Raw genomic sequence first — 14,547 nt, forward strand, 5'->3', positions numbered from 1 at the left:
TCCTCGAATGGAGTTTTTTGTGCCGAATGAGAGCGCCGCCGCGGCGAAGACCTCGCCGCGGGCACGCCGTCCCGGAGATCAGTTGGAGAGGCTTGCGACGTCCTCTGCGCCCTTCAGGCCGATCTCGAATTTCTTGAGATATTCGTTGGGCCTCGAGCCGTCATATTCGACGCCGTCGATGAACTCGGCCGTCGCCGGCTTGTAGCCGTCGGTCTCGGGGATGTCGGCGGCGTCGAGGAGGCCGTCGTCGATCAGCGAGGCGGCGGCCTGTCTGTAGATGTCCGGCCGGTAGACGCTCTTCGCCGTCTCGGCATACCAGTCGTCGGACTTCTCTTCCGCGATCTGGCCCCAGCGGCGCATCTGGGTGAGGTACCAGACCGCGTCGGAGTAGTAGGGGTAGGTGGCGAATTTCTTGAAGAAGACGTTGAAATCCGGCGCCGGGCGCTTGTCGCCCTTCTCGTATTCGAAGGTGCCGGTCATCGAATTGGCGATGACCTCGGCGTCGGCGCCGACATATTCGGGCCGCGCCAGGATCTCGACGGCCTCCAGGCGGTTTTCGGGGCTCTCATCGAGCCACTTGCCGGCGCGGATCAGCGCCTTGGTGACGGCGATCGTCGTCTGCGGGTTCTCCTCGACGAACTTCGCCGTCAGGCCGAAGACCTTTTCCGGATTGTCCTTCCAGATCTCGTAGTCGGTGATGACCGGAACGCCGATGCCCTTGAAGACGGCTGCCTGGTTCCACGGCTCGCCGACGCAGTAGCCCTGGATGGTGCCGGCCTCCAGCGTCGCCGGCATCTGCGGCGGCGGCGTGACGGAGAGGAGGACGTCGGCCTTCACCTGCCCGGACGTGTCCGACGGCGTGTAGTAGCCGGGGTTCAGCCCGCCGGCGGCGAGCCAGTAGCGCAGCTCGTAATTGTGGGTCGAGACCGGGAAGACCATGCCCATGTTGAAGGGCTTTCCCTGCGCCTTGTACTGTTCGACCACCGGCTTCAGGGCGCTTGCCGGGATCGGGTGCTCCGGCCTGCCCTCGGCATCCTTGGCGATGTGCTTCTTCATCTCGGCCCAGACGGCGTTGGAGACGGTGATGCCGTTGCCGTTGAGATCCATGGAGAAGGGCGTCACGATGTGCGCCTTGGTGCCGTAGCCGATGGTCGCCGCCAGTGGCTGGCCGGCCAGCATGTGGGCGCCGTCGAGCTCGCCGGTGATCACCCGGTCGAGCAGCACCTTCCAGTTCGCCTGGGGCTCGATGGTGACATAGAGACCCTCGTCCTCGAAGAAGTGCTTCTCCTTGGCGATGGCGAGCGGCGCCATGTCGGTCAGCTTGATGAAGCCGAACTTCAGCTCGTCCTTTTCGGGGATCAGCATGTCGGCCTTCGCCGGCAGAACCGTCATGGCGGCTCCGGCGATGGCTGCGCGAAGAAGCAGACGTCGGGTAATCGCAGTCAGGATCGGCATGAACAAAGCTCTCCCGTGGCCTGGCGTGGAAACGCGCCGGCTTGGCGATGTCTGGAAAAAGAAAAAGGCTGCCCGACCCTTCCCGTCACGACCCGAAGTCTGTGACGATGCAAAGAAGTGTCGGCAGCCTTGCCAGTGGCGCCCGCCCTTGGACGCCGAATGCTGAAGACGACTATGGTCGCCTCACGGAACCCTGTTTAGAACAAGCCGAAGCGTGGTGCAATGCGAAAACGGGGATTTTCGCGAGATTTTTGGGCGATTGTTGCTTGTGATAAGAAATTAGGCAGAATGAAAATGGGTTAGGCAGCCGGGATGCGAGCCGAGTGAGCATCTGGCGCAGCGAGGGGCAGTGATTTCCGCTCCAGGCGCTCCTGCGCTCGCATGGCTTCGCCGAGCTGAGACTTTGCCACTGTCGTCGTTGGCGTTGGGATGATGAGGCCGAAGCCCTTCCCGTCGAAGTGGCGGCTTCGGCGCCGCGGCCTGACGAACGGACGCAAGCATCAAGGCCTCGTCATCCCGGCCCCCGAGCCGGGATCCAATCCAAATCACTGGAGCCGCGGCAACGTACCAATCCGAAGACGCTGATTCTTCTGATGCGAATGGCTGCTTTCGAGGCGGAGGAATGGATCCCGGGTCAAGCCCGGGATGACGACCTCGTGGGATGTCGACCTCCGTCCGGTGAGGTCGCTGATCCAAGAAGCTCTGCTTTACGATGAAGCGGCCGCGGTTTCCGTTTGTCGTCAGGGGCTTGGCTTGGGGTTCAGGCCTTAGGGCTGCCGCAAGAAGTCACTGAAGAAAGTCCGCCTTCCGGGTGCTGCCATCCTTCTTTGCTGCCTGCAGAGCTTCACGGTCCGCGTCAGTAAGCGGATGTTCGACCTTCGCGTGAGGCATTGCGGAGGCGCATCAGGCTCTCCGCCATGAAGTGCACCGGAATTTCGGACGTCTCGTAGCTGGGGCCGTTGAGCTCGATCAGATCCCCGAGCGCTCCGAACACCTTGTCCCTCAGTCGGTCCAGGCTGGCTGCCTCGATCGACAGACCGGCGAAGTCGTCGCTGCTGGCAACCCAGACGCTCGCCTCCTCGTCCCAAACCGCTCGCACGATGATCGACGCATGACGCATGGGTTTTCTCCGAACATTCTTCCGTCTCGCCGAAACTGGCATGTGACGAGCGGATTTGCGAGCCCCGACGCCTCACCCCTGCGCGTCGAACAGCCCCGCCGGCCTGTCGCCGGCGTCGCCGGTGGCGGCGGCGGCGCCTGCATCGCCCACCGTGCCCATCGCTGCGTCGAAGAGCTGCGGCGAAAAGGTGTCGCCGGCGATCCTCAGGCCCTCGTCGGACAGCGGCGCGTCGCCCCAGCGGGCCATCTGGCGATAGAGCCAGCGGCCGTGGCCGGGGTCCGGCCGGTTGGCGCCCGAGCCGGCAAAGACCATGAAGTCGGCGACGGCGCGGCTCTGGCCAGGCGCCGTCTCCAGCCGGCCCGTCAGGCCCGGCATCAGCGCCGCTTGCGCGACGTCGAGGCGCTCGGGCCCGGCGAGGAGCCCGGCGAGTTCGGGGAAGTTCTCCGGCTCGGAGCACCATGCGGCGGCGTCGCCGAGGGCGCGGAGGAGGTTCGCCAGCGTCTCGGGGTTCTCCTCGGCGAAGGCTTTTCGCACGCCGAGGACCTTTTCCGGGCCACGCCGCCAGATCTCGGCCCGGCTGGTGACGATGCGCCCGGCGCCGCGCTGGACGGCGATCGTGCCCCAGGGCTCGCCGGCGCAGAACCCGTCGATGCCGCCGCCGGCCAGCGCGTCCGGCATCAGCGGCGGCGGCACCACGGTGATCTCGACGTCCTTCTCCGGCACGATGCCGCAGGCCGCGAGCCAGTAGCGCAGGTCGTAGTTGTGGCTCGAATGGGGATGGACGACGGCGAGCCGCAGCGGCGCCCCGCCGGCCTCGCCGCGGCGGCGAACCACCGCCGCCAGGGCTTGGCCGGCGCTGGCGGGATGAGCGTCGTAGCCGGCCGGGCCCAGCTGGTCCATCGCCTCGGCGACGGTGTTGGAGACGGTGACGCCGTTGCCGCCGAGGGCCAGCACCATCGGCGCCAGCATCGGCACGGGGAGGGGCCCGAGGCCGAGATTGGCGGCGATCGGCATCGGCGCCAGCATGTGGGCGCAGTCGAGTTGGCCGACGCCGATGCGGTCGCGCACCGTCGCCCAGGAGGTCTCGCGCTGCAGGACGAGGGAAATGCCGCGCTCCTCGGCAAATCCTTTGTGGGCGGCGGCGATGAGGACCGCGCCGTCGAGCAGCGGCACGTAGCCTGCGCGGATGTAACTCGGCCTGGCCATCAGTCGTCTCCGAGAAGGGTGTAGGCGGAGACGAGGCCGGCGGCGACTTCGCCGATGCGGCGGTTCTCGTTCATCGCGGTGCGGCGCAGGAGCTTGTAGGCGGCCGCCTCGTCGAGCTTCTTCACCTTCATCAGAATGCCCTTGGCGCGGTCGATGGTCTTGCGTTCGGCGAGTTCGGAGCGCGCCTCGGCGAGTTCCCGAGTCAGCCGGCTGACGGCGTTGAAGCGCGAGATCGCCATTTCGAGGATCGGCTTGATCCGCTCCTTCTTCAGCCCGTCGACCACATAGGCCGAGACGCCGGCCTCGATCGCCGCCTCGATCTCGGCAGTGTCGGAGCGATCGACGAACATCGCCATCGGCCGCTTCACCACGCGGGAGACCTGGAAGAAATGCTCGAGCTGGTCGCGATTGGGATTTTCCAGATCGACGACGATGACGTCGGGCTCCAGCATCTCGATCCGCTTCACCAGCCCGGCGACGGTGGTCACGACCGAGACGTTGCCGTAGCCGGCCTCGCGCAGCCCCTCTTCGATGATCGAGGCGCGCAGGCCGTTGTCATCGACGAGAAGGATGTTGAGCGGCTGCGACATGGGCGGGATATTGCACCTGCGAAGATGAGATGCGCAACGGCAAAAGAGCGCGCATGCGTCTTGTCGCGTGGCGCTTCGCGGGAGCTCGCCGCAGGCGGCGCATCGCGCCGGCCGGTCCGCGACGAAAACCGCCCCGCTTGATCCCGATCAAGGTGGCCGCCGCCGACGGGCCTAGTGTGGGATCAACCGAATGGAGATTTCCGACATGACCCAGATGATGAAAGCCGCCGTCGTCCATGCCTTTGGCGACAAGCTCGTGCTCGAATCCGTTCCCGTTCCGCGGCCGGGTCCCGGCGAGGTGCTGGTCAAGGTCGCCGCCTGCGGCGTCTGCCACACCGACCTTCACGCCGCCGAGGGCGACTGGCCGGTGAAACCGTCGCTGCCGTTCATTCCCGGCCACGAGGTGGTCGGCACGGTGGCCGAACTCGGCCAGGGCGTCACCGACCTCGCCGTCGGCGACCTCGTTGGCGTGCCGTGGCTGCACGATGCCTGCCGGGCCTGCGAATATTGCGAGACCGGCTGGGAGACCCTCTGCGAGCACCAGCACAACACCGGCTACAGCGTGAATGGCGGTTTCGCGGAATATGTGATCGCCGCGGCGCCCTTTGCCGCGCGCCTGCCGGCGGGCGTCGATCTCGCCGCGATCGCGCCGATCCTCTGTGCCGGCGTCACGACCTACAAGGGCCTGAAGGAGACTGACGCCAAGCCCGGCCAGTGGGTGGCGATCTCCGGCATCGGCGGTCTCGGCCATGTCGGCGTGCAATATGCCAAGGCGATGGGGTTCAACGTCGTCGCCCTCGACATCGCCCCGGACAAGCTGGAACTCGCCAGGCGTGACGGTGCGGACGTTGCGATCGACGCCTCGTCGCCCGACGCGGTTCAGCAAGTTCTCGAAGTCACCGGCGGCGGTGCCCATGGCATCCTCGTCACCGCCGTCTCCGTGCCGGCCTTCAGCCAGGTGCTGCAGATGGTGCGCCGACGCGGCACGATCAGCCTCGTCGGCCTGCCGGCGGGCGAGTTCCCGACGCCGATCTTCGACGTCGTCCTGAAGCGCATCACCGTGCGCGGCTCGATCGTCGGGACGCGGGCCGACCTCGACGAGGCGGTGGCCTTCGCCGTCGCCGGCAAGGTGAGATGCGAGGTCCGCACCGCGCCGCTGGAGGCGATCAACGAGATCTTCGCCGACCTCAAGGCCGGCAAGGTGGAAGGCCGCATGGTGCTCGACATCGACATCGCCGGCGCGACGCGCCTTGCCGCAGCACCGGCGAAAGCCGCCTGAGCCGGAACGGAGCCAGACCCATGTACAAGACGATTCTCGTCTGCCTCGATACCGCCGAGCGCGTCGACCGGCTGCTCGACGTCGCCCTGCCGATCGCCGAGCGGCAGGGCGCCCATCTCGTCGGCCTGCACGTCACGCCAAGCGTCCTCGCCGATCTGGTGAGCGAGGTTTCGGTGGAATATCTCGAGGCGACGCGAAAGTCCCTGCGGCAGGCGGCCGAAGCGGTGCGGACGGCGTTCGAGGCCCGTGTCGCGGGAGAGGGCGTCTCGACCGAATGGCGCAGCGAGGAGCCGGCCGATCCCGATTATGCGCGGGCAGTGACGCGCCACGCGCTCTGTTCGGACCTCGTCGTCGTCGCCCAGTCCCACACCTCGCAATGGAACGGCGGCGGCCTCGTGACCGAGGTCCTCTTCGAGACCGGACGACCGATCCTCTTCGTTCCCCAGGCAGGGGAATTCCCGACCATCGGCGAGCGACCGGTGATCGCCTGGAACGGCACGCGGGAAGCGGCGCGGGCGGCCTTCGACGCGATCCCGATCCTCTCAGTGGCGGGAACCGTCCGCCTCCTCGCGATCGACCCCCATCGCGGCGGCGGCAAGGACGGTCTCGCACCAGCCGACGACCTGGCGGTGACGCTGGCGCGCCACGGGCTGAAGGTCGAGGCCGGCGTCACCTATAGTGGCGACATCTCCGTCGGAAACGCGCTTCTGTCCTATCTCGCCGATGTCGGCGCGGATCTGCTCGTGATGGGCTGCTACGGGCACTCGCGGATCCGCGAGATGCTGTTCGGCGGCGTCACCCGGCAGATCCTGCGCGACATGACGGTGCCGGTGCTGATGTCGCGCTGAGGCGGCATGCTGCAGGGGCGGCGGGCGGACCCCGGCGGCCGCAAGCGCTGGCCGCGCGGCGGTCGCGGGTTCGAGAACCCCAAAGTCATCCAAAAAAAAGACCCGGCCCGCGAAAGCGGTTCGGGTCCTTGTGTCGCCGCGATGCGGAATGTCGAGGCGGTGGTGCCGGATCGGTCCGGTGCCGGTGCCCCGTTCTCCTCTCAGCGGTAGCGCGAGAAGACCTCGCCGTCGAGGCCGAGCTGGCGCAGCGCGGCTTGCGGCGGCTTGCGGCCCGCCTCGATGGCGACGGCGCAATGGCGGGCGGCCCTGACATCCGACAGGAAATCCGCAAATCCTCCGACGAAGCCTTTTCGACGGCTCATGACACTCTCCTTTGATCATCCGAGTGATTTTCAGGATAGACAGTGACAAGGGCCGCTTGAAGCGACGATCCGACGTTGCTGCAATGCACCCGTTGCATCTCTCGAGGTCGTGGCTTGATCAGGGCACATGGAAATTCGGGGCGTGGAGGACACGTCCCCTTGGCGGACGGAGGGCCCCGGCGGCAGATGCGCATGGCGCGCATGAGGTGGCTGCCCGTACCCGCGCTTGCCCGGCAGAAGGGCCGCCTCACCGGCTGGCGCATCCGCCGCCGCTTCGCCGTGACGCGCATCGCCGTCCTCGCCCTCCTGGCTCTCTTTGCCGCCGTCGCCATCCTCTCGGCGGGGCGGTTCGCCGCGCACCAGGCTTTCGCCGAGGTCTATGCCGGCGCGCTCGAGACCCTCAACGTCCAGACCGCAACCCTCGACGGCGTCCTCGACAAGTACCGGGTGCTGCCGCCGCTGCTCGCGCAAGGAGCGGAGTTCCGGCGCTTCTTCGTCGAGCCGGCAGGGCCCGGCAGCGGCGCCGACGTGGCGGGAATGCGGATCGCGGCGGAATCCGTGGTTGGCCTTTCCGGGGCGCTCGATCTCTTGCTGATCGATCCTGCCGGCGCGATCTTCCACGCGGCGAGGGGCCGGCTGAGCGAGACGCGGGGCCGGCTGGAGGAGGCGATCGCCGCCGCCCGCCAGGGGCGGCTCGGCCGCCAGAGCCTCGTCCTGCCGGACGGCGAGCGGGCCTATGTCTTCGTCGCGCCGGTCCGCCGGGGCGACTCGCTCGGCGGCTTCATCGCCCTCGTCGTCGACCTCGAGAATGTCGAGGCGACCTGGGCACTGTCGAAGAATACCGTCTACGTCACCGACCGGTCGGGGCGGATCTTCCTGTCGAACCGCCGGGACTGGCGGATGGCGCGGCCGGAGACGGTGACGGCCGGTGCCGGCGCGCGGGGGCGCGAGCCCCTCGACCTGACGCGCGGCCTGCCGCTGCTCGAGTGGCAGATCCACGTCCTCGCCGACACGGCGGCCGTCGCCGAGGCGCGGCTCGGCGGCCAGACGGTGGCGGGGCTGGTCAGCCTGGTTCTCGCCGGCATCGCGGTGATCGCGCTGCGCCGGCGGGAGGTCGGCATCCTGCGCGAGCGCCGCGACCGGGCGCTGGCGCTGCGGCTCGAACGGGTGGTGCGCGACCGCACCCGGGCGCTCAGCCAGGCGAACCTCTTCCTGAAGGACGAGGTCGAGGAGCGGCGTCTGACCGAGGCGAAGCTGCGGCGCACCCAGGACGAACTCGTCCAGGCGGCGAAGCTCGCCAGCCTCGGCCAGATGGCGGCGGCGCTCGGCCACGAGTTCAACCAGCCGCTCGCCGCGATCCGCACCTATGCCGACAATGCCGAGCGGTTCCTGTCCCGCGAGCGCGCCGACATGGCGAGCGGCAATCTCAAGCGCATCGTGGCGATGACCGACCGCATGGCCGAGATGTCGAAGACGCTGCTGGCCTTTGCCCGCAAGCCCGGCACGGCCTCCAACCCGGTCGCGCTCGGGCCGATCCTCGACGAGGCGATGATCCTGGTGCGCCCGCGCCTGCGCAAGGCCGGCATCGCGCTCACCGTCGATCCGGCGCTGCGGCAGGTGACGGTGATGGGCGGGCGGGTGCGCCTCGCCCAGGTCTTCGTCAATCTCGTCAACAATGCCGTCGACGCGATGTCCGGAACGGGTGCCGGTCCCGGGGCAGGGGCGGGAAGGGGTGACGCTGTGTCCGGCTCCGGGGGCGAGGCGGCCGGCGCGGCCGGCGGCAGGATCGCCATCGGCCTCGGCCCCGGCGCGGGTTCCGGTTCGGGTTCTGGCGGCCCGGGCGGGCCGGGCGGCGAAGCAGCGCCGGGAGAAACAGCGCCGGGAATGGTGGAGATCCGCGTCGCCGACGACGGCCCCGGCATCCTGCCGGCGATGCAGGACCAGATCTTCGAGCCCTTCGTCACCACCAAGGCGAGCGGCGAGGGGATCGGGATCGGCCTGTCGATCGTCAGGAACATCCTCGCCGATTTCGGCGGAACCATAAGGCTGGTGGCGAGCGGCCCCGGGGGGAGCGAATTTGCAATCGTCCTCGTCAGCGCCGATACCGGCGAGACAGTGCGCGACCCGTTTCTCGAGGTATCCTGAACGATGACCGGCTTCGGCGAACCGAGCGTCCATCTCGTCGACGACGACGACGACGTGCGCGACGCGCTCTGCCAGGGGCTCGAACTGGAAGGCATGCCGGTCGAACTGCACGAGGACGGCTCGACGCTCTTGTCGCGGATCAGCCACGAGACCTATGCGGTGGTGGTCAGCGACATCCGCATGCCGGGCCTCGACGGCCTGGATCTGCTCAAGGCGGCGCTGGCCATCGATCCGACCCTGCCGGTCATCCTGATCACCGGCCATGGCGACGTGCAGATGGCGGTGGATGCCATGCGGGCCGGCGCCTACGACTTCATCGAGAAGCCGTTCTCGGTGTCGCGGCTGCATGCGGTGGTCGAGCGGGCGCTGGAGAAGCGCCGCCTGGTCCTGGAAAACCGCATCCTGCGCTCGACCCTCGACGACGGCGACGAGCTGGCCCTGCGGCTCGTCGGCCGCACGCCCGGGATCCAGCGGCTGCGCCAGCAGATCCACGCGCTCGCCGACACCGACGTCGACGTCCTGGTGCTCGGCGAGACCGGCACCGGCAAGGAGGTGGTGGCGCGGGGCCTGCACGAATGCGGCAGCCGGGCGAAGAAGAACTTCGTCGCCATCAACTGCGCGGCGCTGCCCGCCGACATCATCGAATCGGAGCTCTTCGGCCACGAGCCCGGCGCCTTCACCGGCGCCGCCAAGCTCCGGATCGGCAAGCTCGAACATGCCGACGGCGGCACGATCTTCCTCGACGAGATCGAATCGATGCCGCTCGACCTGCAGGCGAAACTCCTGCGGGCGATCGAGACGCGGGTGATCGAGCGGCTCGGCTCCAACCGGCCGATCCCGCTCGACGTGCGCTTCGTCGCCGCCACCAAGACCGATCTCGCCGAGGCGGGCCGCACCGGGCGCTTCCGCTCCGACCTTTACTACCGCCTCAACGTCGTGACGCTGACGATCCCGCCGCTGCGGGACCGGCGCGAGGACGTGCCGCTGTTGTTCTTCCACCTGGCGCGGGAAGCCCGGGCGCGGTTCCGCCGCGAGATCCCGGCGGTCGATCACGGGCTGGAGATGCAGCTGATGCGCCGCGACTGGCCGGGCAACGTGCGCGAACTGCGGAACTACGCCGACCGCTTCGTGCTCGGCATGTGGTCGGGCTTCGACGACGGCGAAGCTTCGGGAATGTCGAGTGGAGGGGCAGCGGCGGGCCTGCGGGCCGCGGCCGGCGCCGAGGGCGGCTCTTTGGCCGACCGGCTCACCGCCTATGAGCGGGCGGTCATCGAGGCCGAACTCGCCCGCAATGGCGGCGCGCTGCGACCGACCTACGAAGCCCTGCAGATCTCGCGCAAGGGCCTCTACGACAAGATCCGCAGGCTGGGGATCGAAAGCCGCGAAGCGCTGGAAGATTGAGGCGGCGTGCGGCTCGACCGTGAGGGCTGCCGCAGCAAGACCTGGCAGGTGACGGAGCGGACATTGCGTCTCCGTGCCGTTTCGTCACAGACGATACTTCGAACAACCCACTGATCGTCCGGAATTGTTTCGGCCCATCCCTCATTTTGGGGATGCTTCTCACCTGACGGTTTGTTTCCAATACTGGCGGGGTCAGCGCAATTGCCCCAGCCACGAGGCCCCCCAGCGCGGTCCGGTCGCTCCCAACGGCCGGACCGCGTTCCGATCCCGAGGCGTGCGGGGTGACGACAGCTCCGATTGGACAGGGCAACTCCAGCACGTAGAATGGCGACCATGCTCGATGCGATCCTGGATGAACTCTACGGCACGATCGACGGTCAGGTCGAATGGCGGAGCGCGTTGCGCTCGGCGATCGAGGCTGCCGGTGCCGAGCGGCTCTCCATCCACGCATTCGGAGCAGACGGCTCGTTCCGGCAGGAAACCGAGCCCTTCGATCCGGAGGGCGTGCTGCTCTATGCCCGCGATTTTGCCGACAAGGATCTGCGGGTCGGCCGGATTCTCGGCGGAAGGCGGGGCGTCCTTGCGACCCAGGACGTGATGACCGGCGAGGAGATCGCCCGCTGCGCCGTCCACAACGAGTTCTACCGGATCTATCCGGAGTGCTGGAACACGGTCAACATCGCTTTGGACGGGGACAAGACCCTGTGGGTCCCCTCGTTCTACCGCAGTGCCAGGCACGGCAGCTTCTCGGAGGACGAAAAGCGTGTGCTCGCCATCCTGGCGTCGCATATCGCCAGGGTCTCGGAGACCCGGACGGCCCTTTCTCCGCAGGGTTCGAGCCTGTCGACGGACGGCATCCTCGCCGCCTATGACGCCCTCGACGACGGCATCGTCATCTTCGATCAGTTCGGCTGCGTCCTCCACATGAACCAGGCGGCGCGTAGCCTCGCCGAGGCGATGGACGGCATCATGGTCCGCGACGGCGTCCTCCTGGCCTCCCATCACGACTGCGCGGAGCCGCTGGCAACGATGATGGCTGCCACGATCCGGGTCGCGGCGGGCGAAGCCCACGAGATGCCCCGGCCGATCGGTCTTCGCCGCGCGACGACGCCGCATGCGCTGCTCGTGCGCGCCTATGTCGCGCCGAACGGCGCCGATGGCGGCCGCATCAGCGTCCTGAAGCTGCAGGACCATGCCCATTGGGCGCTGCCTTCGCCGGAGATGGTCCGGGCGGCCACGGGCCTGAGCCTGGCCGAATCCCGCCTCGCCATCGCCCTCCTCGAAGGTCTCGGCGCTTCGGCCTACGCCAAACGCGCCGGCGTGTCGGAGCATACCGTGCGCAGCCAGTTGAAGGTGATCCGCGCGAAGCTGCGGGTCTCGCGCCAGGCGGATATCGTCGCCGTCATCGCGAGGCTCTGCCGAGGATGAGGAGGAAGCGGGCCGCTTCCCGTCCGCCGTCGCGAGAGGAGGCCTGCGTGATCCGCTTCGGGATCCGGCGCCGCTACCGTCCGACCAACGACAATCGTCATCTGTCGGTGATCGGCGGATCGTCGCCCGGGCCGGTCTGGGCCGCCATCGCATTCGCCGTCTGCAGCTTCTGGCTCGGCGTCGCGGCGCTGCTTGTCAGGCTGATGTGATCCGACGACCGACGTCTTGAAGAAAGACGCCGGACGTCGTGCCATGGGCCGCCCGATCGATCGGAGCGGGGTCGGTCTCGAGCCCGCTCGGCGCGTGCGGACCCGGTGCCTCGATGCGGCCTGCCCGCTCAGGCGGCCTTGAGGCCGGCGATCGCGCCGAGGGCGTCGTTGGTGGCCTTTTCGCGCTGTTCGGGACCGGTCGCGATGCCTTCGGCGACGATCACTTCGAGATCGGTGACGCCGAAGAAGCCGAAGACGGTGCGCAGGTAGGTCTCGGCATGTTCGAAGGAGGCGGCCGGGGTGCCGGCGCCGTAGAAGCCGCCGCGGGCGATGGTGAGGATCACCCGCTTGTCGCCGGCCAGACCCTCCGGCCCCGCTTCGGTGTAGCGGAACGTCTTGCCGGCCACGGCGACGCGGTCGACCCAGGCCTTCAGCTGGCTGGAAACCGTGAAATTGTAGAGCGCGACGCCGATCACCACGACATCGGCGGCGAGGAACTCCTCCAGCACCCGGCCGCCGAGGGCGAGATCCTCCTGCAGGGCCTGGTCGTGCTGGACCGACGCGCTCTGGCCGGCCAGATACCGGCCGGTCAGATGGGAGATGGGCTCGGCGACGAGATCGCGATAGGAGACCTCGATGCCGGGGTTTTCACTCACCAGGCGCTCGACGGCGGCCCTGGAGAGCGCGCGGCTGACCGAATTCTCGCCGAGAATGCTGGAATCGAGATGGAGCAGTTTCATGGCTGTATCCTCTGGGCACGACGGCATCGGCGAGACGATCGAGAGCGATCCCCGGTCGGCACGATGCGGCAATTCGATGTGGTGGAGCGTCGGTCGCGCGGCCTTTCGGACGCCCGGCGTTCCAGGTATGGCTTTGATACCGAGGCCCATTAAATGACCGCCATGCTGCGGCGCAAGGAGGCACATTCTTGGAACCTGAGAACAGCGCTGTGACCCATGACGACCACCGGTTTCCCGGCGGTTGCCAGGCGGTGGGCAGCGTGCTGTCGCGGATCGGCGACAAGTGGTCGGTGCTGGTGGTGATGCTGCTCGCCGGCGGGCCGAAGCGCTTCAGCGAGCTGAAGCGGGCGATCGGCACCATCTCCCAGCGCATGCTGACGCTGACGCTGCGCGGGCTGGAGCGGGACGGCCTCGTCACCCGCACCGTGACGCCGACGATCCCGCCGCGGGTCGACTACGAACTCACCGATCTCGGCCATTCGCTGTGCGGCCCGGTGCGCGGTATCGGCGACTGGGCGTTCGAGAACCACGGCCGGATCGAAGCGGCGCGACAGCGCTATGACGGGCGGCAGGAGGGCGCTGGCTGAGGGATGCGCGGGCCGCCTCCGGCTCGTGGCCGCGCGGCAGGAATGGCGCGCGGCAGGGATATCGGCCGCCCTCGTCAGCCTTGCGAGCGCCGATAGGCCTCAAGCAGGTCCGTCACCAGGATTCCGTCGATGCGCATGTCCGTCAGGTCGGCGTTCCGGATCTCGGCCTTCGCCAGCGTCGCGCCGTCGATGACGACGCCGGAGAGATTGGCGTCGGTGATCGTCGCGCCGGCAAGATTGACGTTGTTGAACCGGGCCTTTGCCAGATTGACGTCGTCGAAGACGGCTTCGGCGAGATTGGTGTCCGCGAACGTCGCCCGGGTGAGGACCGCGTGGAAGCGCGCATCGGCGAGGTTGACGCCGTCGAAATTGGCGCCCGTCATCTCGGCGCGGTGGTATCGCACGCCTTCCAGCCTTTCGCCGTCGAAGGGTCCGGTGTTTTCATCGTCGCTCATGATGGGCCTCCACGCCTTCGGGCACCCGGCATCGTCGCCGGCCGGACCCGGCAATGCACCGGTTCTCGCATCGGCGCCAGTCGCGGATTCTCACCGAGCCCATCGTCCCTCGCCAAGCCGCGGGCAGGGCCGCGCTTCCGCTTCGGCTGCATCTCCTGTATCCCGTGGCTTTTCCGCCGACGTCACGGAACTGCTCATGGACCGGCTCGACAAGAAGATTTTGCGGCTCCTGCAGGAGGACGCAACCCTCGCGGTCGCCGATGTCGCCAAGCGCGTCGGCCTGTCGACGACGCCCTGCTGGCGGCGCATCCAGCGGCTGGAGGAGGACGGCGTCATCATGCGGCGGGTCGCGGTGCTCGATCCGGAAAAGATCAACGCCCGCGTCACCGTCTTCGTGGCGATCCGCACCAACTCCCATTCCACCGAATGGCTGAAGCGGTTTTCCGAGGTGATCGGCGAGTTTCCCGAGGTGATCGAGTTCTACCGCATGAGCGGCGACGTCGATTATCTGCTCCGGGTGGTGGTGCCGGACATCGCCGCCTACGACGCCTTCTACAAGCGGATGATCGAGAAGATCGAGATCCGCGACGTCTCCTCGTCCTTCGCCATGGAGCAGATCAAGTACACGACCCAGATGCCGCTCGACTACATGGTGCTCGACAAGGAGCCGCGGGGGGATTGAGTCTGAGCGCGGCGCGGGCACGGCGGCCTGAACGGTGGCT

Annotated in this window: 15 protein-coding genes; 8 read left to right on the plus strand and 7 right to left on the minus strand. The window is 68.0% G+C overall.

Features of this window, described 5'->3' with window-relative positions; genetic code table 11:
* Positions 1–78 precede the first annotated feature (78 nt).
* The 4 genes from ATO4_RS07635 to ATO4_RS07650 form a co-directional block, all read right to left on the minus strand.
* Positions 79–1,392 (minus strand): CmpA/NrtA family ABC transporter substrate-binding protein, encoded by a 1,314-nt coding sequence (locus ATO4_RS07635; protein WP_245308621.1) that lies wholly within the window; start codon positions 1,390–1,392, stop codon positions 79–81.
* 919 nt (positions 1,393–2,311) lie between these two features.
* Entirely contained in the window at positions 2,312–2,575 is a 264-nt protein-coding gene (locus tag ATO4_RS07640) for a DUF1902 domain-containing protein (protein ID WP_083590837.1), read from the minus strand.
* 72 nt (positions 2,576–2,647) lie between these two features.
* A complete protein-coding gene (locus ATO4_RS07645; RefSeq protein WP_083590838.1) occupies positions 2,648–3,781 on the minus strand; it encodes a CmpA/NrtA family ABC transporter substrate-binding protein in 1,134 nt (377 codons plus the stop codon).
* A complete protein-coding gene (locus tag ATO4_RS07650; protein ID WP_083590839.1) occupies positions 3,781–4,371 on the minus strand; it encodes an ANTAR domain-containing protein in 591 nt (196 codons plus the stop codon). Before ATO4_RS07650 ends, ATO4_RS07645 begins: the two co-directional genes overlap by 1 nt.
* 205 nt (positions 4,372–4,576) lie before the next feature.
* Here ATO4_RS07650 and adhP point away from each other — a divergent pair, with 205 nt between their 5' ends.
* Together adhP and ATO4_RS07660 are read left to right on the plus strand one after the other, a co-directional pair.
* Positions 4,577–5,650, plus strand: a complete 1,074-nt coding sequence (gene adhP, locus ATO4_RS07655) for an alcohol dehydrogenase AdhP (protein WP_083590874.1) — start codon at positions 4,577–4,579, stop codon at positions 5,648–5,650.
* Between the two features lie 20 nt (positions 5,651–5,670).
* The gene (locus ATO4_RS07660) at positions 5,671–6,498 is read left to right on the plus strand and encodes a universal stress protein (RefSeq protein WP_083590840.1); all 828 of its coding nucleotides are present in this window, start codon (positions 5,671–5,673) and stop codon (positions 6,496–6,498) included.
* Between the two features lie 200 nt (positions 6,499–6,698).
* Here the strand turns inward: ATO4_RS07660 and ATO4_RS27665 are convergent, their stop codons facing one another.
* Positions 6,699–6,860: a hypothetical protein gene (locus tag ATO4_RS27665; protein ID WP_176222896.1), complete on the minus strand. Its 162-nt coding sequence runs from the start codon at positions 6,858–6,860 to the stop codon at positions 6,699–6,701.
* 192 nt (positions 6,861–7,052) lie between these two features.
* Here ATO4_RS27665 and ATO4_RS07665 point away from each other — a divergent pair, with 192 nt between their 5' ends.
* From ATO4_RS07665 to ATO4_RS27670, 4 genes are all read left to right on the plus strand, one after another.
* On the plus strand, positions 7,053–9,005 hold the full coding sequence (locus ATO4_RS07665) for an ATP-binding protein (RefSeq protein ID WP_176222897.1): 1,953 nt from the start codon (positions 7,053–7,055) through the stop codon (positions 9,003–9,005).
* Positions 9,006–9,008: 3 nt separating this feature from the next.
* Positions 9,009–10,406, plus strand: coding sequence for a sigma-54 dependent transcriptional regulator (locus ATO4_RS07670; RefSeq protein ID WP_083590842.1), 1,398 nt, complete (start codon positions 9,009–9,011; stop codon positions 10,404–10,406).
* Positions 10,407–10,739: 333 nt separating this feature from the next.
* Positions 10,740–11,834 carry a helix-turn-helix transcriptional regulator gene (locus tag ATO4_RS07675; protein ID WP_139802309.1) on the plus strand — a complete coding sequence of 365 codons (1,095 nt, stop codon included), beginning with the start codon at positions 10,740–10,742 and terminating at the stop codon, positions 11,832–11,834.
* Between the two features lie 47 nt (positions 11,835–11,881).
* Positions 11,882–12,043 carry a hypothetical protein gene (locus ATO4_RS27670; protein ID WP_176222898.1) on the plus strand — a complete coding sequence of 54 codons (162 nt, stop codon included), beginning with the start codon at positions 11,882–11,884 and terminating at the stop codon, positions 12,041–12,043.
* A 128-nt stretch (positions 12,044–12,171) separates the two neighbouring features.
* On the opposite strand, the gene ATO4_RS07680 is transcribed toward ATO4_RS27670, so the two are convergent.
* Positions 12,172–12,783: an FMN-dependent NADH-azoreductase gene (locus tag ATO4_RS07680; protein ID WP_083590844.1), complete on the minus strand. Its 612-nt coding sequence runs from the start codon at positions 12,781–12,783 to the stop codon at positions 12,172–12,174.
* Positions 12,784–12,971: 188 nt separating this feature from the next.
* Between ATO4_RS07680 and ATO4_RS07685 the strand changes: the two genes are divergently transcribed.
* Positions 12,972–13,370, plus strand: a complete 399-nt coding sequence (locus ATO4_RS07685) for a helix-turn-helix domain-containing protein (RefSeq protein ID WP_083590845.1) — start codon at positions 12,972–12,974, stop codon at positions 13,368–13,370.
* A 74-nt stretch (positions 13,371–13,444) separates the two neighbouring features.
* Here ATO4_RS07685 and ATO4_RS07690 read toward each other — a convergent pair whose 3' ends face one another.
* Positions 13,445–13,825 carry a pentapeptide repeat-containing protein gene (locus ATO4_RS07690; RefSeq protein WP_083590846.1) on the minus strand — a complete coding sequence of 127 codons (381 nt, stop codon included), beginning with the start codon at positions 13,823–13,825 and terminating at the stop codon, positions 13,445–13,447.
* A 196-nt stretch (positions 13,826–14,021) separates the two neighbouring features.
* On the opposite strand from ATO4_RS07690, the gene ATO4_RS07695 reads away from it, so the two are divergent.
* Complete coding sequence (locus tag ATO4_RS07695; RefSeq protein ID WP_083590847.1) at positions 14,022–14,507, plus strand: Lrp/AsnC family transcriptional regulator; 486 nt, start codon at positions 14,022–14,024, stop codon at positions 14,505–14,507.
* The last annotated feature ends 40 nt before the right edge of the window (positions 14,508–14,547 follow it).

This window comes from Aurantimonas sp. 22II-16-19i (assembly GCF_002088275.1).
Lineage (GTDB): Bacteria > Pseudomonadota > Alphaproteobacteria > Rhizobiales > Rhizobiaceae > Jiella.

Bases quoted from the DNA above. Each gene is read 5' to 3' on its own strand.
- ATO4_RS07660 (WP_083590840.1), top strand. From the start codon at position 5,671: ATGTACAAGACGATTCTCGTCTGCCTCGATACCGCCGAGCGCGTCGAC.
- ATO4_RS07670 (WP_083590842.1), top strand. From the start codon at position 9,009: ATGACCGGCTTCGGCGAACCGAGCGTCCATCTCGTCGACGACGACGAC.
- ATO4_RS27665 (WP_176222896.1), bottom strand. From the start codon at position 6,860: ATGAGCCGTCGAAAAGGCTTCGTCGGAGGATTTGCGGATTTCCTGTCG.
- ATO4_RS07665 (WP_176222897.1), top strand. From the start codon at position 7,053: ATGGCGCGCATGAGGTGGCTGCCCGTACCCGCGCTTGCCCGGCAGAAG.
- ATO4_RS07695 (WP_083590847.1), top strand. From the start codon at position 14,022: ATGGACCGGCTCGACAAGAAGATTTTGCGGCTCCTGCAGGAGGACGCA.
- ATO4_RS07680 (WP_083590844.1), bottom strand. From the start codon at position 12,783: ATGAAACTGCTCCATCTCGATTCCAGCATTCTCGGCGAGAATTCGGTC.
- ATO4_RS07640 (WP_083590837.1), bottom strand. From the start codon at position 2,575: ATGCGTCATGCGTCGATCATCGTGCGAGCGGTTTGGGACGAGGAGGCG.
- ATO4_RS07675 (WP_139802309.1), top strand. From the start codon at position 10,740: ATGCTCGATGCGATCCTGGATGAACTCTACGGCACGATCGACGGTCAG.
- ATO4_RS07645 (WP_083590838.1), bottom strand. From the start codon at position 3,781: ATGGCCAGGCCGAGTTACATCCGCGCAGGCTACGTGCCGCTGCTCGAC.
- ATO4_RS07650 (WP_083590839.1), bottom strand. From the start codon at position 4,371: ATGTCGCAGCCGCTCAACATCCTTCTCGTCGATGACAACGGCCTGCGC.
- adhP (WP_083590874.1), top strand. From the start codon at position 4,577: ATGACCCAGATGATGAAAGCCGCCGTCGTCCATGCCTTTGGCGACAAG.
- ATO4_RS07635 (WP_245308621.1), bottom strand. From the start codon at position 1,392: ATGACGGTTCTGCCGGCGAAGGCCGACATGCTGATCCCCGAAAAGGAC.
- ATO4_RS07690 (WP_083590846.1), bottom strand. From the start codon at position 13,825: ATGAGCGACGATGAAAACACCGGACCCTTCGACGGCGAAAGGCTGGAA.